Here is a 21,539-nt window from a genome sequence, read left to right as displayed (position 1 = left end):
AGGCCGAGTCTACTCGCCAAGGCCGGGTTCATACGCCGCCAGCGCCGCCACTGCGGACTCCCGTACGCGGTCGGCGAGCGCCGGCGGGTCCAGGACCCGGACCGCCGAACCGAAACCGAGGACGAAACGGGCCATCCAGTCATTCGACGCGTAACTCATCATGGCTTCCCAGCTGCCGTCGGGAATCTCGCGCTGCACTGCCAGCGGGTAGTAGTCGAACATCCACGCCGCCGACGCGTCGATCAGCAGCGTCGCCACCGGAAGCGTCGGGTCCGCGGTCTCGGCCGAGAACAGCGACGTGTCCGGTCCGGCCTGCACCGCAGGCGCCGGTGGCGCGGCCGGTTCGTCGAGTGCGGTCGCGTCGACGACGCGGTCGAAGCGGAACAGCCGCACGCCCTCGGCGGTGCGGCACCACGCCTCCAGGTAGCTGTGATCACCGATCAGGGCCACCCGGATCGGGTCGACGACGCGCTGCGAGACGGTGTCGTGCGAAGCGGAGTAGTACTCGAGTGACAGCGCCCGCTTGTCCCGGACGGCAGCCCGCACCGTCGCGGTCGCCTTGTTCTCGACGTCGCCGGTGACATCCGGGGCCGGCACCGCCGCTGCGGTCGCACCGGCGGTCCCGGCAGCGGCCTCGATCTTGGCGATCACACTGCGCGCCACGTCGGGATCGACCACACCGGGTACGTCGACGAGCGCCCGCAGGGCCATCAGCACTCCGGTGGCCTCCGGTGAGGTGAGCCGCAGCGCCCGGTCCATCCCCGCCGAGAAGATCACCTCGATGGTGTCGCCCTCGAAGTCGAGGTCGATCAGTTCCCCCGGACCGCCGCCGGGCAGCCCGCAGACGAACAGCTGCCAGAGGTCGGCCTCCAGCTGCTTCCGCGTCACGCCGAGGTCAGCTGCGGCCTTGGTGTGACTGACCCGCGGATTGGCCTGGAAGTACGGGACCATGTTCAGCAGCCGCACGAGGCGGGTGGATACGTTGCTCACTTGTGAAGGCTCTCCCCCGCCTGCGCACGCAACCGACCGATTACGTTGTCCCGCAAAGATTTCGGCTCCAACGCCACGGCGTCGGCGCCGTAGCCGGCGACCTCCCGGGCCAGCCGGTCGACCATGCCGATGTCGATGACGATCTCGTCGCCACTGCGACCGCCGCGCACACTCGGTGACGTGCTGAGGGCCTGCCGGCGCAACGCCGTAGCCCGCCCCTCCGCGACCCAGATCCGCGCCTGCTCGCCGGCCGGCCACTCGGCAACCGCGCGGTGCACGATGTCCCGCAGGTTGACACCGTCGGGCCGGGTGACCGCATGGTCGGGCCCGACCGCGCGCACGGCGCCCGCGATGCGCGACACCCGGAAGGTGCGCGCGTCGTTTCGGTCCCGGTCGTGACCGACGACGTACCACCGGCCGCGGTAGGTGACCACTCCCCAGGGCTCCAGGGTTCGGTCGACGTAGGGCGAGCTCCGGTTGGGGCGATGCGCGAACTGCACGGCGCGGCCGGAGTCGATGGCGGACAACAGGATTCCCAGGGCCTCTTCGGAACCACGTAGCCCCTGGGTGGTCCCGGTGGTGATCGCGACGCCCGCGTCGGGCGCGTCGACGTCCACGCCGGCCGCCCGCAACTTGAGCAGCGCACTCTGCGTGGCGGTGACCATCTCCTGCGATTCCCACAGCTGGGTGGCGATCGCGACGACGGCCCGCTCGTCGCCCGTCAGCTCGACGGGCGGCAGCTCGTAGGCGGTGCGGTTGATGCGGTAGCCGTCGTTGACGTCCATCATCGAGGCGCGCCCGGTCTCCAGCGGGATGCCGAGATCGCGCAGCTCGTTCTTGTCGCGCTCGAACATCCGCGAGAACGCCTCGTCGGTCGGCGGGTCCTGGTAGCCGGTGACGTTGGCCCGGATCTGCTCCGCGGACAGATAGCTACGGGTGGACAGGAGCGCGATGACGAGGTTCATCAACCGCTCAACCTTGGACGTCGTCACGCCCAACAGACTAAGTGGTTGCTGTGGACTGCGAGCTGACCGCCGCGCCTACATGCGCGGCGGCAGGGCTCACATGCTGGCGATCAGCCGGTTCACCCGCTCGTCGACCGACCGGAACGGGTCCTTGCAGAGCACCGTGCGCTGCGCCTGGTCGTTGAGCTTGAGGTGCACCCAGTCGACGGTGAAGTCGCGCCCGGCTTCCTGTGCGGCGGTGATGAATTCACCGCGCAGCTTGGCCCGCGTGGTCTGCGGCGGGGTGTTGACCGCCGCGTCGATCTCTTCGTCGGTGGTGATCCGGGCGGCGAGGCCCTTGCGCTGCAACAGATCGAACACGCCGCGTCCGCGCTTGATGTCGTGGTACGCCAGGTCCAGTTGCGCGATCTTGGGGTCGGACAGCTCCATGCTGTAGCGATCCTGGTAGCGCTGGAACAACTTCCGCTTGATCACCCAGTCGATCTCGGTGTCCACCTTGGCGAAGTCCTGGCTCTCGACGGCGTCGAGCTGGCGGCCCCACAGGTCGACGACCTGCTCGAGCTGCACATTGGGCTCGCGGGTCTGCAGGTAATCCACGGCACGCGAATGGTATTCACGCTGGATGTCCAGCGCCGAGGCCTGCCGCCCGCCCGCCAGCCGCACGGCGCGGCGTCCGGTCAGGTCGTGGCTGACCTCGCGGATGGCCCGAATCGGGTTGTCCAGGGAGAAGTCCCGGAACGGGACGCCCGCCTCGATCATCTCCAGCACCAGCGAGGCGCTGCCCACCTTGAGCATGGTGGTGGACTCGCACATGTTGGAGTCGCCGACGATGACGTGCAGCCGGCGGTACTTCTCCGCGTCGGCGTGCGGCTCGTCGCGGGTATTGATGATGGGGCGCGACCGGGTGGTCGCGCTGGAGACGCCCTCCCAGATGTGCTCGGCGCGCTGGCTCAGGCAGAACGTCGCCGCCTTCGGGGTCTGCAGCACCTTGCCGGCACCGCAGATCAGCTGACGGGTGACCAGGAACGGCAACAGCACGTCGGAAATCCGGGAGAACTCGCCGGCCCGCACGATGAGGTAGTTCTCATGGCAGCCGTAGGAGTTGCCCGCCGAGTCGGTGTTGTTCTTGAACAGGTAGATGTCGCCGCCGATGCCCTCGTCGGCGAGCCGCTGCTCGGCGTCGACCAGCAGGTCTTCGAGCACGCGCTCACCGGCGCGGTCGTGCGTGACCAGCTGTGCAAGGTTGTCGCATTCGGCGGTCGCGTACTCGGGGTGGCTGCCCACATCGAGGTACAGACGTGCACCGTTTCGCAAGAAGACGTTGGAACTACGGCCCCACGACACCACTCGCCGGAACAGATACCGCGCTACCTCGTCAGGGCTGAGCCGGCGGTGACCATGAAAAGTGCAGGTCACGCCAAACTCGGTCTCGATTCCCATGATCCGTCGCTGCACATAATCGAGCTTACGGGTTGGGAATGGGTATTAGGTGGGCAACAGGCCGGGCATCACCGAGAGATACCGGCGGCCTGCCGGGCCGCACGCACGAACGCGGTCTTGGTCGAGTCGATGCCGTCGAGATATCCGCCGACCAACGCGGCGTCGCGCAGCAACACGAGTGATGCCGCGATCTGCTCTGGGTTGTCGCGGCCGCCGGCCGCGTCCTGCAGCGCACCGCGAAACCAGTTGCGGTGCCGGGCGATGAGTTGCCGTACCGGGCTGTCCGGCGCGGGGTACTCGGCGGCGGCGTTGATGAACGGACAACCGCGGGTGTGGTACCTCGCGACGTCTTCGGCGATGCCGTCGATCACCAGCTCCAGCATGTCGTCGTCGGGGCCGGCAGCGGCAGCGGCGTCGCGGAAGTAGCCGCGGATGGTCTCGTCCTCGAGCCCGAGGTACGCCTCGACGAGGCCTTCCTTGCCCTTGAAGTGGCGGTACATCGTGGCGCGCGTGACGCCCGCTTCGGCGAGTATCCGGTCGACGCCGACGGCGTGGATTCCTTCGCGATAGAACAGCTCAGCGGCGACGCGGAGCAGTCGCTCGCGTGGCCGTAGGGCCGATTCAGCGACATCCATACCACCATCGTAGTCGCGAGGTAGAACGTTCTTTCTGATTTGGGAACACCTGGCGGACTATCGTGGTTACAGAGGCAGAACGACCGTTCTTTCTACCAGAGGAGACCGCACATGCCCACCACGATCAGCACCCGCGAACAGGCCGACATCGACCGCGCCAACACCTCCGGGCGGCAACCGGTTGTGTTCGTCCACGGCCTGTGGCTGCTGCCGGACAGCTGGAACAGCTGGCGGACGATGTTCGAGGAACAGGGCTTCGTGACCATCGCCCCCGACTGGCCGGACGACCCGTCGACCGTCGCCGACGCCCGTCGCGATCCGTCGGTCTTCGCACACAAGGGCGTCGGCGACATCACGCAGCACTACGCCGACGTCATCGGCGCCCTCGATCGCAAGCCGATCATCGTCGGCCACTCGTTCGGCGGATTGATCACCCAGAAACTGGCCGGCCTCGGCCTGGCCAAGGTGGCGGTCGCGATCGATCCGGCGCCGTTCCGCGGGGTGCTGCCGCTGCCGCTCTCGGCGCTGCGCGCGGCATTTCCCGTCCTCAAGAATCCGCGCAACCGCGGACGGGCAATCGCCTTGACCCCCAAGCAGTTCCGGTTCGGGTTCGGCAACGCGGTCTCGGAAGAGGAGTCGAACAGCCTGTATGAGAAGTACTCGGTCGCCGGGTCGGGCGTCCCGCTGTTCCAGGCGGCCACCGCCAATTTCCACCCGGGCACCGAGGCCAAGGTCGACACCAGGAATCCCGAACGCGGTCCGCTGCTGATCATCTCGGGCGAGAAGGACAACACCGTGCCGTGGGCCATCGCCAAGGCCTCTTACAAGCGGCAGCAGAAGAACGCGAACACCACCGAAATCGTCGAGGTTCCAGGACGTGGCCACTCGCTGGTCGTCGACAGCGGGTGGCGCGAGGTCGCCGACATCGCGCTCGACTTCGTCCGGCGGTTCTGACACCCGACCAGAAACAGCTCCGTCCGCCACCCGCAGTGGGTGGCGGACGGAGCCGTGCCGACTCGGCGGGATCAGAACGAAGTATCCAGGTAGCCCGCGCTCTGGTTGGCCTCGTCGTGGTTGGAGAAGTGCTCACCCAACACGTACGACGAATGCGGATCCGTGCCGTTGGGGATCAGCGGATCGGTGTCGGCACTGGCGATCGGCGCCAGCAGGAGGGCGCCGGCGATGCCGGCCGCGGCCATTGCGGGGGCGATGAACTTGATCGGATTCTTCATGATCGGCGCTTTCTGTCGAAGGGCTCATCCGCTTTCCGGACTGCATTCATCGTCGGCTCCGAACAGGCAAAAGTCGCTACGGCAGGCACCCGTTCCGTATTGCAGCTAGCCGGAAGACGCAGTTGGATGCCAGCGCTGACGACAACGGGCCGGGCGACCGACAAATCTGTCGGCATGATGATCAATCGACGGACGATGCTCGGCGGCGCCGGCGCGGTCGGGGTGGCGGCGCTTGCCGGCGCCGGCGCCGACCGCGCGTTCTCATCCCCCTTGTCCCGCAACGAAAGTCAGGACGCCACCATGACCGACAATGCCGCCCGCTTCGGCAACCCCCGCATCCCGGCCGAACTGAACACGGCGCAGCCGCACATGTTCCACCTCGGCGCCCTGGCACCCACTCAGTTCGAAGGCGGCACATTGCGCCAGGCCTACGAAGGCAATTGGCCGATACTGACCGGACAGGAAGCCAGCGTCGTGATGGTCACCCTGGAGCCGGGCGGCATCCGCGAACCGCACTGGCACCCCAGCGCCTGGGAGATCAACGTCATCACCGGCGGTGTGGCGACCTGGACCCTGCTCGATCCGCTGGGGCACGCCGAGCAGTTCGAGGCCAACGTCGGCGACGTGGTGTTCGCGCCGCAGGGCTCACTGCACTACTTCGAGAACAAGGGCACTCAGAATCTGAGCCTGCTGATCGTGTTCAACGCCAGCACGCAGGAGGGCGAAGACGACATCGGCATCGGCGCGTCCATCAGCAAGCTGCCGCCCGACGTGCTGAGCGTCGTGTTCGGTGTCCCTGCGGACACTTTCACGAAATTCAAGAAGATCGACCAGTCGCTGACCATCATCAAGCGGCCAACCAGCTGAGCCGCCTCAGGCCAACGACAGGAACAGCTTCTCCAGCTCGGCCTCGGTCATCGGGGCACGGCCCTCCTCGACGTTCCCGCTCAGGCACTCACGAAGCCCGGTGGCGACGATCTTGAACCCGGCGCGATCGAGCGCCTTTGATACCGCCGCGAGCTGCGTGACGACGTCCTTGCACTCCCGGCCCTGCTCGATCATCGAGATGACGCCGGCCAGCTGACCCTGCGCCCGACGCAGCCGGGCCAGGACAGCGGCCATGGCCTCCTCATCACCGACCATGTCGCACCTACCTTTCGTTGGTTGGCGGGCCGACCCGCCATACCCCAGAGGGTATCAGCGGGGTTGGTCGGCCTACTTCCAGAACTTCAGCCGGGACGGCCGCTCGGCCTTGGGATGACCGTCGCACCACTCACCAGCCGGTACCGCCGCCTTGACGGCGTCCACATGCATGCCGCAACCCGACCAGGTGGTCTTGCCACACACCGAACAACGCTTGGGTTGACACATGTTCGAGCCTTTCCGGAAAAGCAAGTCGCTTGCCACATTTATACATACCCCACGGGGTATCAGTCAACGCTGTTGCGCATCACATCACATGGCCGTTAATACCCTAGGGGGTATGGTACTCCGACTCGAGTCGGACATACCCGCCGGGGTATATGCGCAGACCGCTCCGCGGTGGATACGTGCCCGTCCGAGCGACAACCAGCCCATCGGTGAAGGGAGACAAACGATGCCGACAGTCCTGGCCAGAATCTGGGTGCCGGCGGTCACCGCGGTGGCCGTCGCGCTGGGTGCGGCGGCGGTCACGCAACTGCGGGGCGCCTTCGGCTCCGAACCGATCTTCACCGCCACCGGCAGCAGTGCCGAGCCACTCGAGCCCACGCACGTCAGGCGCGTCGTCTACGAGGTCTTCGGCCCCAACGACACCGCGGGCAGCGTCAACTACCTCGACCAGAACGCCCAGCCGGTGCAGGCAAGTTTCCGCAGCCTGCCGTGGACCGTCGAGATCAGCACGACTGCACCGGCAACCATCGCCAGCGTGGTGGCGCAGGGCGACGGCGACCGGCTCGGGTGTCGCATCACCGTGGACGGTGAGGCCCGCCAGGAGCACTCCTCGACCGGACGTGATGCCCAAACGTCATGTCTGGTCAAAGACGCATGAGCGGCAACATCGGCGCGGGCGACACCCGCCCGGCGTACATGCGCTTCATCCGGCGATTCGCCTGGCCGATCATCATCGGCTGGCTGCTGCTGACCGTCGCCTTGAATGTGCTTGTGCCACAGATCGAATCGGTGGCGCGTGAGCACGCGGTGACGATGTCGCCGCAGGACGCCCCGGCGTTGATCGCCGCCAAGAAGATCGGTGCGACGTACCACGAGTCGGATTCCGACAGCATCGCGATGATCGTTCTCGAAGGCGACGAGAAACTCGGCTCCGAGGCACACCGCTACTACGACGGCCTGGTGCGGGCACTGCGGTCGGATCCCGCGCACGTGCAACACGTCCAGGACGTCTGGGGCGACCCGCTGACCTCGGCGGGCGTGCAGAGCCGCGACGGCAAGGCGGCCTACGTGCAGCTGAATCTCGCCGGCGACCAGGGCAGCACGCTGGGCAATGAATCGGTCGACCGGGTTCGGGAGATCGTCGAGCGGCAGCCGCCTCCCCCGGGCCTGAAGGTGTATGTCACCGGGCCCGCGCCTCTGACCACCGACATGAACGAGGCCGCCGACAAGAGCATGCTCACGATGATGGGCGTGACGGGCGTCGTCATCATCATCATGCTGGCCGTGGCCTATCGCTCCGCCGCCACCGTGGTGCTGGTGCTGGTCATGGTCGGGTTCGAGATGGGCACCGCCAGAGGCCTGATCGCACTGCTCGGAGACCATGGCCTGCTGAGCTTCTCGACGTTCGTGGTCGCCATGCTGTCGTCGCTCGCCATCGCCGCGGGAACCGACTATGCGATCTTTCTCGTGGGCCGCTACCACGAGGCCCGCCAGGCCGGACAGGACCCAGAAGCGGCCTACTACAACATGTTTCGCGGCACCGCCCACATCATCCTGGGTTCCGGACTGACCATCGCCGGCGCGACGCTGTGCCTGCACCTGGCGCGGCTGTCGTACTTCAAGGCGCTGGGTATTCCATCCGCGCTGGGGCTCGTCGTGGTCGTCGCCGGCGCGCTGACCGCCGCGCCGGCCGTGGTGGCCGTCGCCACCCGCCGGGGCCTGCTCGAACCGAAACGGCAGACCAAGACCAAGGGCTGGCGGCGCATCGGCACCGCCACCGTCCGGTGGCCGGCGCCGATCTTCGTGGCGTCCCTGCTGGTCGCCCTCGTCGGGATCATGTTCATGCCCAGCATGAAACTGAGCTTCGACGACCGCTTCTACATCCCCCGCGATCTGCCGTCGAACGCCGGATACGACGCTGCCGAGCGCCATTTCAGCGCGGCCACGATGAATCCCGACATCCTGATGGTCGAATCGGATCACGACATGCGCAACAGCGGCGACATGATCATCCTCGACAAGCTGGCCAAGGACATCTTCAAGCTGCCGGGAATCGCGATGGTGCAGAGCATCACTCGGCCGTTCGGCGGCCCTACCGAACACACGTCGGTCCCCTTCCAGGTCAGCGCCCAATCGATTCCGATCCAGCAGAACCTGCAGATCATGAAGGACCGCATGGGCGACATCCTGAAGATGAGTGACGATCTCGGCGGCCTGATCGGACCGATGAAGCGGTTGCAGACCCTCGTCGACCAGATGAGCGGATCGACGCAGCACCTGGCCGGCGATGTCCACCAGATGCACACGACCCTGAACGAACTGCGGGACCATCTGGCCGACTTCGACGATTTCGCCCGGCCGCTGCGCAACTACTTCTACTGGGAGCAGCACTGCACCGACATTCCGGTCTGCGCCGCAACCAGATCCGTCTTCGACGCGATCGACAACGTCGACACGTTCAGTTCGGACATGACCACGCTGGGCACCGACATGGACCGCACCGTGGCGCTGCTGCCGCAGATGAAGGCACAGTTCCCGGCCATGATCGCGACGGTGGAGTCAATGCGCGGCACGCTGCTCACCTTGCACAGCAGCTTCTCCGGGCTGATCACCCAGATGTCCGCCATGACCGACACCGCCGGCGCCATGGGCCAGGCCTTCGACGCGTCCCGCAGCGGAGACTTCTTCTACCTGCCACCAGAAGCCTTCACCAATGCGGACTTTCAGCGCGGCCTGGAGCTGTTCCTGTCCCCCGACGGTAAGGCGGCGCGCCTCATCATCACGCACGCCGAAGACCCGGCCACGCCGGACGGCATCGCCGCGGTGCTGCCGACGCTCGAGACCGCGCATCAATCGGTGAAGGGATCGTCCCTCACCGACGCGAAGTTCTACCTTGCCGGCACCGCCGCGATCTATCGGGACATCCAGTCGGGCTCGCAATACGACCTGCTGATCGTCGGCGCTGCCGCGCTGACCTTGATCTTCGTCGTCATGCTGCTGATCACGCGAGCCCTGGTCGCGTCGCTGGTGATCGTCGGCACGGTGCTGCTGTCACTGGGTGCGGCATTCGGACTCTCGGTGCTGGTGTGGCAGAACCTGCTGGGACTCGAGTTGAACTGGATCGCACCGGTTTTCGGCCTGATCATCCTGTTGGCGGTCGGCTCCGACTACAACCTGCTGCTGGTCTCCCGGTTCCAGGAGGAAATCGGCGCCGGACTGAAAACCGGCATCATCCGTTCGATGGGCGAGACCGGGAGTGTCGTCACCACAGCCGGTTTGGTGTTCGCCTTCACCATGATGTCGATGGCGGCCAGTGATCTGAGCTCCATCGGCCAGGCCGGGACGACCATCGGCCTCGGGTTGTTGTTCGACACCTTGATCGTTCGGTCGTTGATGACGCCGTCGATCGCGGCGCTCCTGGGCCGATGGTTCTGGTGGCCGCTGCGGCCCACGCGCCGGATGGCGGCGTCACCCGCACGGCACTCCCCCGCTCCCGTGGGCTGATCAATCGCCCGGTGTCCGCGCCAAGATGGCCAACAGCAACTCGGCGCGGACCCGGGCGATGGCCAGATCGCATCCGAGCAGCGCCTCGGCGGTCTCGATGCGCTTGCGCATCGTGTGGCGGTGCACGCCGACGGCCGCGGCCGCAGATTCCCAGTGCCCGTTGGCTTCCAGGAAAGCCCGCAGTGACGTGAGCAGTCCCGTGCCGAACACCGCGTCGTGGTCGAGGACCGGAGTCAGGACGGCCGCCCCGAGCGCGACCAGCACGTCCCGACTCTCCCCGAACGCCAGCAGTGCGCTGCCGGCCAGTGCGGAGAACTCGATCGGCGGCCGGCCGCATTCCGCAACGGAGGCCGCCAGCCGGGCGTTGTCGACGGCCTCGCCCAGTTTGGCCAGCGGCTGAATTCCGCTGAGGCCCAGCCGAATGGTCCGACGCAATGATGCATCGATCCGGGTCACCAGCGCGGCGGCGATCTCCTCGGCCTCCGCTCCTGGCAACAGCACCGCCAGCCAGTTGTCGGCGCCATGCACGAACGCCGGCTGGCCGGCCTGGTCCAGCTCATCGAGGATCGCGGTGTTCACCTTCCTCAGCAGGTTCGCGGTGTCGGCTTCGGCGTTCGTATCCGAATCCGCCTGGACGACAAGCACCCTGATCCGGCCGCGGTGATCGGCTGCCTGAGCCAGCTGCGCCCAGGCCGGCTCCAGGTTGGCTTCACCGGTGAGAATGAGGCCCAGCGCCTGCTCGTTGAGGCGCTGCTGCGCCTCCTTCAAGCGCACCGGTTTCTCGAAATCCAAGGCGAGCAACGAGTTTGCGTGGCCCAGCAGCACCTGATCGACCGGGCTCAACGCCGTTTCACTGACCACGGCGAGCACCCCGTGCGAGCGGCCACCGACGCGGATGGACTGCTGCGCGACGGTGACACCCTCGGCCAGTACCGCGACAGCCGACGCGGCCCCGGGCTCGATGGCATCACGCACCAGGTTGACGGTGGTGACGTTGAGATTGCGCGGGTGGGACGCGATCACCGTGCCGGACGGATCCAGCACCACCACACTGGCCCGCAGCGCCCGCCCCAGTTCGGCGGCAACCTCCTGCGGACCACCACTGACGACAGCCCGGGTGATCCGTGGCTGCGCCCGGGACGCCCGCAGCACCGCGTCGTACTGCAGCGCCGCGATGCGGGAGCCGACCCGCTGCACGACGGCCGCGAACGGCGTCCGCAACGGAATCTCCAACAGCGGCAGTCCCAGCTCCTCGGCGGCGGACACCAGTTCTTCGGGCACTTCGTCGAAGGTGAGCCCGGTACCGAATCCGACTCCGGCGACGCCACTTTCGTGGAGGCGCCGGAGGTACTGCCGCCGGTCCGCAGCAGCCGGCGGCAGACTGATGCCGGTGGTCAGCACCAGCTCACCACCGGACAGCCATTTGGCCGGGTCAGCCAACTCGGTGGTCAGGACCAAACTGATCTCGCCGCCGACGCCGGCGGCACCGCCGCGCAGCCGGATCCGCAGATCAGCTTGGTCCAGTACCCATCGCACCGGAACCGTCACCGGCATGAATGTACAGAATGTCGAAAAACTCCACCGAAAATCCCGTAATTGTCCGATGCTGAAGAGTGTGTGCTGGCGCACACTAAGGCCGCCAGAGACGTGACGGCCTTCCCAGCAAGAGAGCGACGGTACGAGATGCCCGACGGACTTCTACAGAACTACATCGACGGCCAGTTCGTCGATTCGTCGTCGTCGGAGATCATCGACCTGATCAGCCCGGTGGACGGCTCCGTGGTCGGACAGTCTCCCGTGTCCAACCGCACCGATGTGGACGCCGCGGTGGCCGCCGCCGAGCGCGCTTTCCTCACCTGGGGCAAGACCACGCCCAGCGTGCGGCAACAGGCGCTCCTCAAGCTCGCCGACGCCATCGAGGCCCACAGCGACGAGATCGTCGAGGCGCAGTGTCGCAACACCGGCCAGCTCAAGGCGATGATCGCGGCCGAGGAGGTCGCGGTGAGCGCCGACCAGGTTCGCTTCTTCGCCGGGGCCGCCCGCATGGTCGAAGGCTTGTCCGCCGGTGAGTACATGGAAGGCTTCACCTCCTATGTGCGGCGTGAGCCGATCGGCGTCGTCGGTCAGGTGACCCCGTGGAATTACCCGTTCATGATGGCGATCTGGAAGATCTGCCCGGCCCTGGCCACCGGCAACACCGTCGTCCTCAAGCCCAGCGACACCACTCCCGAGAGCACGCTGGTGCTCGCCCGGATCAGCAAGGGCATCCTGCCCGACGGCGTGTTCAACGTCGTTCTCGGCACCGGCGCCACCGGCGCCGAACTGGTCGACCACCCGGCCCTCGGCCTGGTGTCGATCACGGGGTCTGTCCGTGCCGGTGTCGCCGTGGCATCGGCAGCCGCCCAGCAGCTCAAGCGCAGCCACCTCGAACTCGGCGGCAAGGCGCCCGCCGTGGTGTTCGGCGACGTCGACATCACCAAGGCCGCAACCGGTATCGCGCAGGCCGCGTTCTTCAACGCCGGCCAGGACTGCACCGCCGCCACGCGCGTCATCGTGCACGAGTCGATCCACGACCAGTTCGTCGACGCCCTCGTCGAGGCGGCACAGACACTGCCCCCGGACTCCCCGACGACGCCGACGCGTTCTACGGGCCGCTCAACAACGTCAACCACTTCACCACGGTCAGCCAGAAGATCTCCGCGCTGCCAGAGCACGCCACCATCGTCACGGGCGGAAAGCAACTGGGCGACAAGGGGTTCTACTTCGAGCCGACTGTCATCACCAGCGTCCGACAGGACGACGCCATCGTGCAGGACGAGACCTTCGGGCCCATCCTGACGGTGCAGCCGTTCAACTCCGACGACCAGGCCATCGAGCTGGCCAACGGCGTCCGGTACGCCCTGGCCTCGAGCGTCTGGACGAAGGACCACGCGACCGCCGAAAAGTTCAGCCGTGCACTCGACTTCGGCGCGGTGTGGGTGAACTGCCACATCCCGCTGGTCGCCGAGATGCCCCACGGCGGATTCAAGTACTCCGGCTACGGCAAGGACCTGTCGATCTATGGCGTCGAGGACTACACCCGGATCAAGCACGTCATGAGTGCCCACGACTGATCCGACCGTCGCTTTTCTCCCCCGCGAGTTCTCTCCTCGCGACCCGAATCCACCCTGCCGACAGGAGCGCCTTCGATGTCCGACACCTTCCATCCCCTCGACCCCCTGACCGCACCCGAATTCGCCAAGGTCGCCGAGATTCTCGCGGCCGCACACGGTGTCGGTGAGGGTTGGCGATACACCTCCATCGAGATGGTGGAACCCGCCAAGGCAGCGGTCGCCGCGTTCGACGCGACCGGCACCGTGCCGGACCGACGTGCCCTGGCGACGCTGCTCGACACGTCGAACAACCGCACCTACAAGAGCGTCGTATCGCTGACGGCCGGGTCGGTGCTGTCGTGGGACCACATCCCGGGCGTGCAGCCCAACTTCACCGTCGATGAGTGGGAAGAGGCCGACGAGGTGCTGCGCAAGCACCCGGACGTCATTGCGGCCCTGGCCAAACGCGGGTTCACCGACATGGACCTGGTGTTCATGGACACCTGGACCTACGGCGACGTCGTGATGCCGGAGAAGTACAAGGACCGCCGCCTGGGCTGGACCGACACCTGGGTACGGGCCGCCGACGGCGCCAACCCCTACGCCGGTCCCGTCAACGGCTTCCACTGTGTCATCGACATGAACACCATGGAGCTGCTGGAGATCGAGGACACCTTCACGGTCGAGCGGCCGGAGATGATGGGCGAGTATGTGCCGCAGCACATTCCCGAGCGGATCCGTAACGTCGGCACCCGGGAGCCGCTGCAGCCGCTGAACATCACTCAGCCCGAAGGGGTTTCCTTCACGCTCGAGGGCAACCTGCTGAAGTGGCAGAACTGGTCACTGCGCGTCGGGTTCAACTACCGCGAGGGCATGACGCTGCACGCGGTGAGCTACAACGACAACGGCAACGTGCGGTCGGTGGCCAACCGGATGTCGTTCGCCGAGATGATGGTGCCCTACCGCGATCACTGCGAAGACCATTACCGCCGAACGGCTTTCGACATCGGCGAGTGGGGCATCGGCTTCATGACCACCTCGCTGGAGCTGGGTTGTGACTGTCTCGGCGAGATCCGCTACCTGGACGCCGTGCTGCACAACAGCAAGGGCGAGCCGTACACCATCAAGAACGCCATCTGCATCCACGAAGAAGACAACGCCGTGCTGTGGAAGCACGTCGACCACCACCACGGCGCCGAGGTGCGGCGGATGCGCCGGCTCACGGTGTCGTTCCACGTCACCGTCGCCAACTACGAGTACCTCACCTACTGGCGCTTCTACCAGGACGGCAACATCGAATGTGAGGTCCGCGCAACGGGAATCATGGTGGTGAGCAACTTCCCGGAGGGTCAGGCCCACCCGCACGGCACGCTGGTCGACCACCGTACCTACGCGCCCTACCACCAGCACTTCCTCGTCGCCCGACTCGACCTCGACGTCGACGGCACCGAGAACACCGTGTACGCCAGCGAGACCGAGATCGAACCGATGGGACCGGACAACCCCTACGGACTGTCGCTGCGCCAGCGCAACACCCCGCTGCGCACCGAGGCAGAGGGCAAGCAGGACATGAACTTCCAGACCCAGCGGGCATGGAAGGTCGTCAACGACAACGTCCGCAACGGCATCGGCCCCCCGCCGGCCTACAAGCTGGTGCCCGGCGGCGCCTTCCCGGCCATGTTCGATCCGAACTCCCCCGTCCTGGCGCGCTGCCGCGCCATCGAGCACACCGTGTGGGTCACCCCCAACTCTCCCGACGAGCGCTGGCCCGCAGGTGAATTCGTCACGCAGAGCAAGGAAGACACCGGTCTGCCGATGTGGACCGAGGCCAACCGCTCGATCGAGAACACCGACGTCGTGTTGTGGTACGTCTTCGGCATCCACCACATCACCCGCCCGGAAGACTGGCCGATCATGCCGGCGGACACGGTCAGCTTCTGGCTCAAGCCGGTCGGCTTCTTCGATCGCAACCCGTCGATCGACGTCGCGCCGACACCGCCGAAGGCGTGCCACATGTCCTCCAACTGTGAAGAAGGCTAGCCCGTGAGCAATCCACGAATCGCCGTCGCATATCTCGCGACACCCGGTGGTGACGACGCCGTCGCCGTCGGCGAGCAGATCGCCCGCACCCTCGGCGCCGAGATCGATCTGTGCATGGTGCTGCCGCGCGACCGGTCGGCCCTCGCCACCACGCCCGGCGGCATCCTGCAGCGCGAAGCCGAAAGCTGGCTCGCCGCAGCCGCGGCCGGGGTCCCCAGCGACCTCAAGGTGACGACCCATCTGAGCTTCGACGAGTCCAGCACGGCGGGCCTGATCGCCGCGGCAGAGGCCGCCGGGGCCGAGGCCCTCGTGGTCGGCGGCGCCGGCGGCGGTATCGCCGGCTCGTTGTCCCTCGGATCGGTGGTCAACGATCTGGTGCACGCCTCACCGATTCCGGTGGTCATCGCACCGCGCGGCGCCCGCCTGAAGCGCGACGAACGGATCCGTGAAGTCACCTGCGCCGTCGGCACCCGACCGGGCGCCAAGCTGCTGTTGGACGCCGCGCTGCGGCTCTGCCGGGACACCGGGACACCGCTGCGCCTGGTGTCGCTGGTCGCCGTCGACGACGCCGACGACCTGGAACTGGCCCAGCAGCACGCCCAGAACGCCCTCGACCAGGCGAAAGCATTTCTGCCGGAAGACATTCCGGTCACGTCGCGCGTCGCCACCGGCGCGGGTGTCGAGGACGCCGTCAACAAACTCGGCTGGCATGACGGCGACGTGATCATGGTCGGGTCCAGCCGGCTCGCACAGCCCCGCCGGCTCTTCCTGGGATCGACCGCGGCCAAGATGCTGCGCGTCCTGCAGGTCCCCATGATCGTGGTTCCGAAAGATGAAGGGGCTGATAATGACTGAACAACTGGCCGATTCCGACCTCGCTCGCGTAGAGCGGGAAGAAGGCCTCGTCGCCAAGGGCCTCGCCGCAGGCAGAATCGGCACCATCACCGGGGCAATCCTCGGTATCTCGACCGTGGCGCCGGGCTACACGCTCACGGCCAGCATCGGGCTGATCGTCGCGGCGGTCGGGCTGAAGATGCCGGCCATCCTGATCGCCGGCTTCATCCCGATGTTCCTGACCGCCTACGCGTACCGCGAACTCAACTCACGGGCACCCGACTGCGGTGCGTCGTTCACCTGGTCCACCAAAGCTTTCGGCCCGTATGTCGGCTGGATGTGTGGCTGGGGCATGGTGATCGCCACCATCATCGTGCTGTCCAATCTCGCCTCGATCGGCGTCCAGTTCGGCTACGAATTCCTGGGCAAGGTGCTTCACAACGAGAAACTCGCCACGCTCTCGGCCGACAATGTCTGGGTCAACATCGGGTCCACCGTCGCGCTGCTGGCCATCGCCACCTATATCTCCTGCCGTGGCATCACGACCAGCGAGAAGGTGCAGTACGTCCTGGTCGGCTTCCAGATGATCGTGCTCATCACGTTCTCGATCGTCGCGATCGTGCGGTCGGGCGGCGTCGAAGGACACCTGAACTTCGACATCGACTGGTTCGACCCGTTCACCGGATTGACCATGAGCGCCTTCGTGATCGGGCTCATCGGCTCCATCTTCGCGTTCTGGGGCTGGGACACCTGTCTGACCCTCGGCGAGGAATGCAAGGACCCCACCAAGGTCCCCGGCCGCGCCGGATTGCTCTGCGTCCTGTCGATCCTGCTGACGTACCTCCTGGTCGCGGTCGCGGTGATGATGTACGCGGGGATCGGTGACACCGGCCTGGGACTGGGCAACAAGGACAACGCGGCCAACGTCTTCGGCGCGCTGGCCTATCCGGTCCTCGGCGATTGGGGCGGCCCGTTGCTGTTGCTGGCGGTGTTCGCCTCGTCGATCGCCAGTCTGCAGACCACCGTGCTGCCGGCCGCCCGCACGATGCTCGCGATGGGTACCTACGGCGCCTTCCCCAAGCGGTTCGCCAGCGTCAGCCCCCGCACGCTGTCGCCCGTGTTCAGCACCGTGGTCGCGGGCGTCGTCACCGCCGCGTTCTACACCATCGTGACGCTGCTGTCCGAGCGCACCTTGCTGGATACCATTGCCGCCCTTGGCATCATGATCTGCTGGTACTACGGCATCACGGCGTTCGCCTGTGTGTGGTTCTTCCGCAAGGAACTGTTCCTCAATGCGCACAACATCATCTACAAGCTGGTGTTCCCGCTACTCGGTGGCATCATGTTGCTCTCCGTATTCGTCAAATCGGTGCTCGTCAGCATGGATCCGACGGCCAGCGGCAGCGGCGCGGAGATCGGCGGCATCGGGCTGGTGTTCTATCTGGGCTTCGGCATCCTGATCTTCGGCGCGGTGCTCATGCTCGGCATGCGCGCCACCCAGCCGGCGTTCTTCCGGGGCGAGACCCTGACCATGGACACTCCCCCGCTGCCCTGAGTGAACTCGGACGCGCCCCGTCATGCTTCGGCATGACGGGGCGCTTCTCTTTTGGCCGGCCAATTGCCCTGTGCGGGTTGACTCTGCGGTCTGGGCGGGAATTGCCGAGTAGCCATGTGCGTAGGCGCAGAGTCAACGCCCGGGCCGAGCATGCCCCTGTTGACCCTGCAACCTGGGCGCGAATTGCCGAGTAAGCGTGTACGTAGGCGCAGGATCAACGCCATCCGACGTTCACCCTGCAACCTGGGCGCGAATTGTCGAGTAACCGTGTGCGTAGGCGCAGGATCAACGCCATCCGACGTTCACCCTGCAACCTGGGCGCGAATTGTCGAGTAACCGTGTGCGTAGGCGCAGGATCAACGCCGTCCCAGGGTTCACCCTGCAACCTGGGCGCGAATTGTCGAGTAACCGTGTGCCAGGGCGCAGAGTCAACGCCCAGGCCGGCGCGAAACCGGTCAGACAAGTACCTCGCTTCAATCACAATGCGCTGCAGGCCATCATGATTGAGGCGAGGTATCTTATTCGGCGGCTGGACGTCCCTGGCTCCAATAACCAGCGGCAGATCGCCACGACGATTGAGCTCAGGGCGCCACACCGCGCGAGGCCGCCGTCAGGCGTCGTAGTCGACCGACACCGTCGGGCTGGTCGGATGCGACTGGCAGGTGAGAATGTAGCCGGCGTCGAGATCGGTGCGCCCGAGGGCGAAGTTCTGGTCCATTTCGACAGTGCCGCCAAGCAGTTTGGCCCGGCAGGTGCCGCACGCACCACCCATGCACGAGTAGGGCGCGCCAATTCCCGCCTGCAGTGCGCTTTCCAGGATCGTGTCGCCCGCGGTGAGACCGAAAGTCTGCTTCTTTCCGGACAATTGGGCGGTGACGGTCGCCGACTGGTGGTCGCGTGCGGGCGAGTCACCGCGGTCGAAGCCGGTGAACAATTCCAGATGGATCCGCTCGGGGTCGACGCCACCCTCGATCAGCGTCTCGCGCGCACCGGTTGACATCGCAGCCGGGCCGCACAGGAACCACTCGTCCACGCTGTCGGGACGAAGGTCGCCCGCGAGCCAGCCGGTCAGGCGTTCCGCATCGATGCGGCCGGACAGCTCCGGGGTATGCCGCGGCTCGGCCGACAACACGTGCCGGATTTCGAGGCGGTCGGCATACCGGGATTCGAGACGCTCGAGTTCGGCGCGGAACATCGTCGACTCTTTGGTGCGGTTGCCGTAGATGAGGGTGAAGCGGCTGTCGGTTTCGAGCTCCATGACGGTTGTCAGGATCGACAGCACCGGGGTGATGCCGCTGCCGGCCACCAGCCCGACGTAATGCTTGCGGTGCAGCGGATGCAGGGCGGAACTGAAGCTGCCGGCCGGGGTCATCACCTCCAGGACGTCGCCGGCCCTGAGGTGCTCGGCCACGAATCCCGAGAATTTCCCTCCCGGAATGTGTTTCACCGCGATCCGCAGCTGGGCTCGCGTGGCCGGCGCACAGATCGAATAGCTGCGGCGCACGCCCTCACCCCCCAGGTCGGTGCGCACCGCGACGTGCTGGCCGGGCTCGAATCGGAACTGGTCCTGCAGTGCCTCGGGAACGGCGAAGGTCACCAATGTGCTGTCTGCGGTGATCGGATCGACCGCGGCCACCGGGATCCGGTGAAACACCGCGTGCGGTGAACTCGAGCGCGCCGGCATCCGCACCGGCAGCAGCCGGCCGAGCTTGCCGTTCAGTTGCTTCCACTCCCGGAATTCGCCGGCGTCGAGACCCTGCCCGAACACCGTGGAGATCGCGGCGTTCCGGTCCAGATAGGCTTCCTCGTTGCGGCGCCAGGTCTTGGTATAGCGGTAGAACGGGACCGACGGGTGCAGGTGGTGCACCAGGTGGTAGTTCTGCGACAGCATCAAAGGGGTATAGAGCCACTCCATCCCGACGCGGGTTCTGGTCGCCCGGTAGCGGTCACTGCGTTGAGTGTCCGCCAACCCGTGGTGCGGCATCCAGTCGAACCACCACGCCAAGACGACCACCGCGATGCGCTGCGGAATGACGAAGACGACGGCCAGCGTCCAGAAGTGGCCCGACATGATCGCGACGATCAACCCGGCCACCGAAATGGCCACGCATGCCAGGGTTTCAGCGACCTCGGCCTTGGGACGACCGCGAACCTTGCGGATCAGATAAGTGCCGTACGAAACGTCGAGTACGGCCCAGCGGAACGGCAGTTGCCACGCCGGCCCATGGGAGGCGAAGGTGTCCGGATCGTTCTCGTCGTCGTTCGAATGCCGGTGGTGCTCAATGTGAATGAACCCGAACGAGGGGAACGAGATCAGCGGCTGGACGAACGGCACAGCCAGCCGTCCGAACAAGCCGTTGACCCAGCGCGTCGAGCTGATGGCATAGTGCACGGCGTCGTGGACGACGGTGAACATCGTGAAGGTCACCACCGCGTTGACCACGATGGGCACCCACATCGGAGCGGCGCCGCCCAGATAAGCGACGGTCGACGTGACGAATGCCGCGGCGCCCGCGAGAAACAGCGCGACAGTCGGCCATGCCAACTTCGGCACCTGCTCGCCCGGATCGGGCAACGCCGTTCGCGCGGCGGGTTGGCTTTCTGCCCGGTCGGCCACTTCGACTGACGACATTCGACACTCCGTCTTTCGGGCAACCCTCGTTGGTTGCGTCTGCCGAAAAACGCTACGGACGGGGCCGACGCGACTGAATGTTCCAACGGGACGTTGATTTGGTATTTTCGGACAGTGGGAATGGCCCCGGTCTGGGCGGTGCCGCGGGGCACCGAAGGCGTCCGCATCATGGTGCAGGGCGCCATCGCGCATGGGATGACAGCCGCCGAATGTCTGGCAGGTAGCGGACTGACCGAAGCCGACCTGGACGACGAGAACGCCGAAATCTGGGCGCATCAGGAATTCGACGTCATCCGCAATCTCATTGCGGAACTTGGCGACAGACCGGGTGTCGGCATCGAGGTGGGAGTGCACTCCACTCTGGGACGGGCCGGCTTGCTCGGCTTCCTGATCCTGGCCAGCCCCAATCTGCGGCAGGGGGTGGAACTGATCCTGCCTTATCTCGCGCTGTCCCCCACGCACCTGCGGTTCTCGGTGGAGACCGACGACCAGTACGGATACCTCGTCGCCGATGACAGCGAATTGCCCACGGACGTCAGGTCATTCATCGTCGAGCGGGACCTGGCCGGATTCGTCGCCGCGACACAGGGCGCAAATTTGGCGCTGACACCGGCCTGGGCGGACACGACACTCGATGCCGCTCGCGCCGAGAAGCTCGCCGAACTGTGGGGGCTTCCGGTATCGGCTGTACGTTCCGGCCAGTGCACCAACCGAATCGCCGCCACCCACGAAGTATTGGAGATGCCGTCGCCGCTCGCCGACGCCAATACGGCGCGCAAGATCGAGCAGCAATGCCGGGACCTGCTCGAGCGCAGGCTCTCTCGCGTCGGCGTGGCGGGCCAGGTGCGGAGCCGGCTGCTGCACAACCCCGGGGAACTGCCGTCGATGCCGACCATCGCCGACGAATTACACATCGACCAGCGCACCCTGCGCCGTCGGCTCGCTGCCGAGGGCACCTCCTACCGCGCGTTGCTCGACGAGGTCCGCCGCCAGCTGGCCCTCGAGCTGCTCCAGCAGAACCTTTCGGTCGAGGAGATCTCCCGGCACCTGGGGTACGCCGAAACGGCCAATTTCACCCACGCTTTCAAGCGCTGGGAAGGCACGGCACCGAGCTACTTCCGCAGGCCGCGCTAGCCCCGCGCTGGTCGGCTTCCGCAAGCGCTCGTACCCCACGACAAAATGGCGTGCTCGATGCGCTCGAAATCGACAAAGTGGACATAGTTATCCGCGCCACAACCGCAGAGAATCA

Annotated in this window: 17 protein-coding genes and 1 pseudogene; 9 read left to right on the top strand and 9 right to left on the bottom strand. The window is 66.3% G+C overall.

What is annotated here, in order from left to right; all coding sequences use genetic code 11:
• Positions 1 to 9: 9 nt before the first annotated feature.
• The 4 genes from ACJEIK_RS11330 to ACJEIK_RS11315 form a co-directional block, all read right to left on the bottom strand.
• Positions 10 to 990, bottom strand: coding sequence for a helix-turn-helix transcriptional regulator (locus ACJEIK_RS11330; protein WP_409431486.1), 981 nt, complete (start codon positions 988 to 990; stop codon positions 10 to 12).
• On the bottom strand, positions 987 to 1,982 hold the full coding sequence (locus tag ACJEIK_RS11325) for a helix-turn-helix transcriptional regulator (RefSeq protein ID WP_409431485.1): 996 nt from the start codon (positions 1,980 to 1,982) through the stop codon (positions 987 to 989). The genes ACJEIK_RS11330 and ACJEIK_RS11325 overlap by 4 nt, the downstream gene beginning before the upstream one ends.
• Positions 1,983 to 2,051: 69 nt before the next feature.
• Entirely contained in the window at positions 2,052 to 3,410 is a 1,359-nt protein-coding gene (pafA, locus tag ACJEIK_RS11320) for a Pup--protein ligase (protein WP_029105057.1), read from the bottom strand.
• A gap of 53 nt (positions 3,411 to 3,463) precedes the next feature.
• Complete coding sequence (locus tag ACJEIK_RS11315; protein WP_409431484.1) at positions 3,464 to 4,030, bottom strand: TetR/AcrR family transcriptional regulator; 567 nt, start codon at positions 4,028 to 4,030, stop codon at positions 3,464 to 3,466.
• A gap of 111 nt (positions 4,031 to 4,141) precedes the next feature.
• Here ACJEIK_RS11315 and ACJEIK_RS11310 point away from each other — a divergent pair, with 111 nt between their 5' ends.
• Positions 4,142 to 4,984, top strand: coding sequence for an alpha/beta hydrolase (locus tag ACJEIK_RS11310; protein WP_409431483.1), 843 nt, complete (start codon positions 4,142 to 4,144; stop codon positions 4,982 to 4,984).
• Between the two features lie 71 nt (positions 4,985 to 5,055).
• Here the strand turns inward: ACJEIK_RS11310 and ACJEIK_RS11305 are convergent, their stop codons facing one another.
• Positions 5,056 to 5,262 carry a hypothetical protein gene (locus ACJEIK_RS11305; RefSeq protein ID WP_409431482.1) on the bottom strand — a complete coding sequence of 69 codons (207 nt, stop codon included), beginning with the start codon at positions 5,260 to 5,262 and terminating at the stop codon, positions 5,056 to 5,058.
• Between the two features lie 174 nt (positions 5,263 to 5,436).
• Here ACJEIK_RS11305 and ACJEIK_RS11300 point away from each other — a divergent pair, with 174 nt between their 5' ends.
• Positions 5,437 to 6,129 carry a cupin domain-containing protein gene (locus tag ACJEIK_RS11300; RefSeq protein ID WP_409431481.1) on the top strand — a complete coding sequence of 231 codons (693 nt, stop codon included), beginning with the start codon at positions 5,437 to 5,439 and terminating at the stop codon, positions 6,127 to 6,129.
• 6 nt (positions 6,130 to 6,135) lie between these two features.
• On the opposite strand, the gene ACJEIK_RS11295 is transcribed toward ACJEIK_RS11300, so the two are convergent.
• Positions 6,136 to 6,405: a metal-sensitive transcriptional regulator gene (locus ACJEIK_RS11295; protein WP_061001596.1), complete on the bottom strand. Its 270-nt coding sequence runs from the start codon at positions 6,403 to 6,405 to the stop codon at positions 6,136 to 6,138.
• Positions 6,406 to 6,477: 72 nt separating this feature from the next.
• Positions 6,478 to 6,633 (bottom strand): hypothetical protein, encoded by a 156-nt coding sequence (locus ACJEIK_RS11290; RefSeq protein WP_204158319.1) that lies wholly within the window; start codon positions 6,631 to 6,633, stop codon positions 6,478 to 6,480.
• 226 nt (positions 6,634 to 6,859) lie between these two features.
• On the opposite strand from ACJEIK_RS11290, the gene ACJEIK_RS11285 reads away from it, so the two are divergent.
• Positions 6,860 to 7,291: an MmpS family transport accessory protein gene (locus tag ACJEIK_RS11285; RefSeq protein ID WP_409431480.1), complete on the top strand. Its 432-nt coding sequence runs from the start codon at positions 6,860 to 6,862 to the stop codon at positions 7,289 to 7,291.
• Positions 7,288 to 10,137 (top strand): RND family transporter, encoded by a 2,850-nt coding sequence (locus ACJEIK_RS11280; protein WP_409431479.1) that lies wholly within the window; start codon positions 7,288 to 7,290, stop codon positions 10,135 to 10,137. Before ACJEIK_RS11285 ends, ACJEIK_RS11280 begins: the two co-directional genes overlap by 4 nt.
• Here ACJEIK_RS11280 and ACJEIK_RS11275 read toward each other — a convergent pair whose 3' ends face one another.
• The gene (locus ACJEIK_RS11275) at positions 10,138 to 11,673 is read right to left on the bottom strand and encodes a PucR family transcriptional regulator (RefSeq protein WP_409431684.1); all 1,536 of its coding nucleotides are present in this window, start codon (positions 11,671 to 11,673) and stop codon (positions 10,138 to 10,140) included.
• Positions 11,674 to 11,820: 147 nt separating this feature from the next.
• Between ACJEIK_RS11275 and ACJEIK_RS11270 the strand changes: the two are divergent.
• The 4 genes and pseudogenes from ACJEIK_RS11270 to ACJEIK_RS11255 all read left to right on the top strand — a co-directional run bounded on the left by ACJEIK_RS11270 (position 11,821) and on the right by ACJEIK_RS11255 (position 17,658).
• Positions 11,821 to 13,250: pseudogene (locus tag ACJEIK_RS11270) on the top strand (aminobutyraldehyde dehydrogenase).
• 75 nt (positions 13,251 to 13,325) lie between these two features.
• Positions 13,326 to 15,269: a primary-amine oxidase gene (locus ACJEIK_RS11265; protein ID WP_409431478.1), complete on the top strand. Its 1,944-nt coding sequence runs from the start codon at positions 13,326 to 13,328 to the stop codon at positions 15,267 to 15,269.
• 3 nt (positions 15,270 to 15,272) lie between these two features.
• Positions 15,273 to 16,124 carry a universal stress protein gene (locus ACJEIK_RS11260; RefSeq protein ID WP_061001601.1) on the top strand — a complete coding sequence of 284 codons (852 nt, stop codon included), beginning with the start codon at positions 15,273 to 15,275 and terminating at the stop codon, positions 16,122 to 16,124.
• Entirely contained in the window at positions 16,117 to 17,658 is a 1,542-nt protein-coding gene (locus ACJEIK_RS11255; RefSeq protein ID WP_409431477.1) for an APC family permease, read from the top strand. The genes ACJEIK_RS11260 and ACJEIK_RS11255 overlap by 8 nt, the downstream gene beginning before the upstream one ends.
• A 610-nt stretch (positions 17,659 to 18,268) precedes the next feature.
• Here the strand turns inward: ACJEIK_RS11255 and ACJEIK_RS11250 are convergent.
• The gene (locus ACJEIK_RS11250; protein ID WP_409431476.1) at positions 18,269 to 20,290 is read right to left on the bottom strand and encodes a fatty acid desaturase; all 2,022 of its coding nucleotides are present in this window, start codon (positions 20,288 to 20,290) and stop codon (positions 18,269 to 18,271) included.
• Between the two features lie 120 nt (positions 20,291 to 20,410).
• Between ACJEIK_RS11250 and ACJEIK_RS11245 the strand changes: the two genes are divergently transcribed.
• The gene (locus ACJEIK_RS11245; RefSeq protein WP_409431683.1) at positions 20,411 to 21,424 is read left to right on the top strand and encodes an AraC family transcriptional regulator ligand-binding domain-containing protein; all 1,014 of its coding nucleotides are present in this window, start codon (positions 20,411 to 20,413) and stop codon (positions 21,422 to 21,424) included.
• Positions 21,425 to 21,539: the final 115 nt, after the last annotated feature.

The sequence above is a fragment of the Mycobacterium sp. SMC-16 genome (assembly GCF_046250085.1).
Classification (GTDB): Bacteria; Actinomycetota; Actinomycetes; order Mycobacteriales; family Mycobacteriaceae; genus Mycobacterium; species Mycobacterium phocaicum.
Note: the sequence above shows the minus strand (reverse complement) of the source record. Positions and strands in the feature narration are given on the sequence as shown.

What these genes read in the sequence shown, in the direction of transcription:
- ACJEIK_RS11310 (WP_409431483.1), top strand. Translation starts at nt 4,142, where the DNA reads ATGCCCACCACGATCAGCACCCGCGAACAGGCCGACATCGACCGCGCC.
- ACJEIK_RS11305 (WP_409431482.1), bottom strand. Translation starts at nt 5,262, where the DNA reads ATGAAGAATCCGATCAAGTTCATCGCCCCCGCAATGGCCGCGGCCGGC.
- ACJEIK_RS11290 (WP_204158319.1), bottom strand. Translation starts at nt 6,633, where the DNA reads ATGTGTCAACCCAAGCGTTGTTCGGTGTGTGGCAAGACCACCTGGTCG.
- ACJEIK_RS11255 (WP_409431477.1), top strand. Translation starts at nt 16,117, where the DNA reads ATGACTGAACAACTGGCCGATTCCGACCTCGCTCGCGTAGAGCGGGAA.
- ACJEIK_RS11250 (WP_409431476.1), bottom strand. Translation starts at nt 20,290, where the DNA reads ATGTCGTCAGTCGAAGTGGCCGACCGGGCAGAAAGCCAACCCGCCGCG.
- ACJEIK_RS11315 (WP_409431484.1), bottom strand. Translation starts at nt 4,030, where the DNA reads ATGGATGTCGCTGAATCGGCCCTACGGCCACGCGAGCGACTGCTCCGC.
- ACJEIK_RS11300 (WP_409431481.1), top strand. Translation starts at nt 5,437, where the DNA reads ATGATGATCAATCGACGGACGATGCTCGGCGGCGCCGGCGCGGTCGGG.
- ACJEIK_RS11295 (WP_061001596.1), bottom strand. Translation starts at nt 6,405, where the DNA reads ATGGTCGGTGATGAGGAGGCCATGGCCGCTGTCCTGGCCCGGCTGCGT.
- ACJEIK_RS11285 (WP_409431480.1), top strand. Translation starts at nt 6,860, where the DNA reads ATGCCGACAGTCCTGGCCAGAATCTGGGTGCCGGCGGTCACCGCGGTG.
- ACJEIK_RS11245 (WP_409431683.1), top strand. Translation starts at nt 20,411, where the DNA reads ATGGCCCCGGTCTGGGCGGTGCCGCGGGGCACCGAAGGCGTCCGCATC.
- ACJEIK_RS11265 (WP_409431478.1), top strand. Translation starts at nt 13,326, where the DNA reads ATGTCCGACACCTTCCATCCCCTCGACCCCCTGACCGCACCCGAATTC.
- ACJEIK_RS11280 (WP_409431479.1), top strand. Translation starts at nt 7,288, where the DNA reads ATGAGCGGCAACATCGGCGCGGGCGACACCCGCCCGGCGTACATGCGC.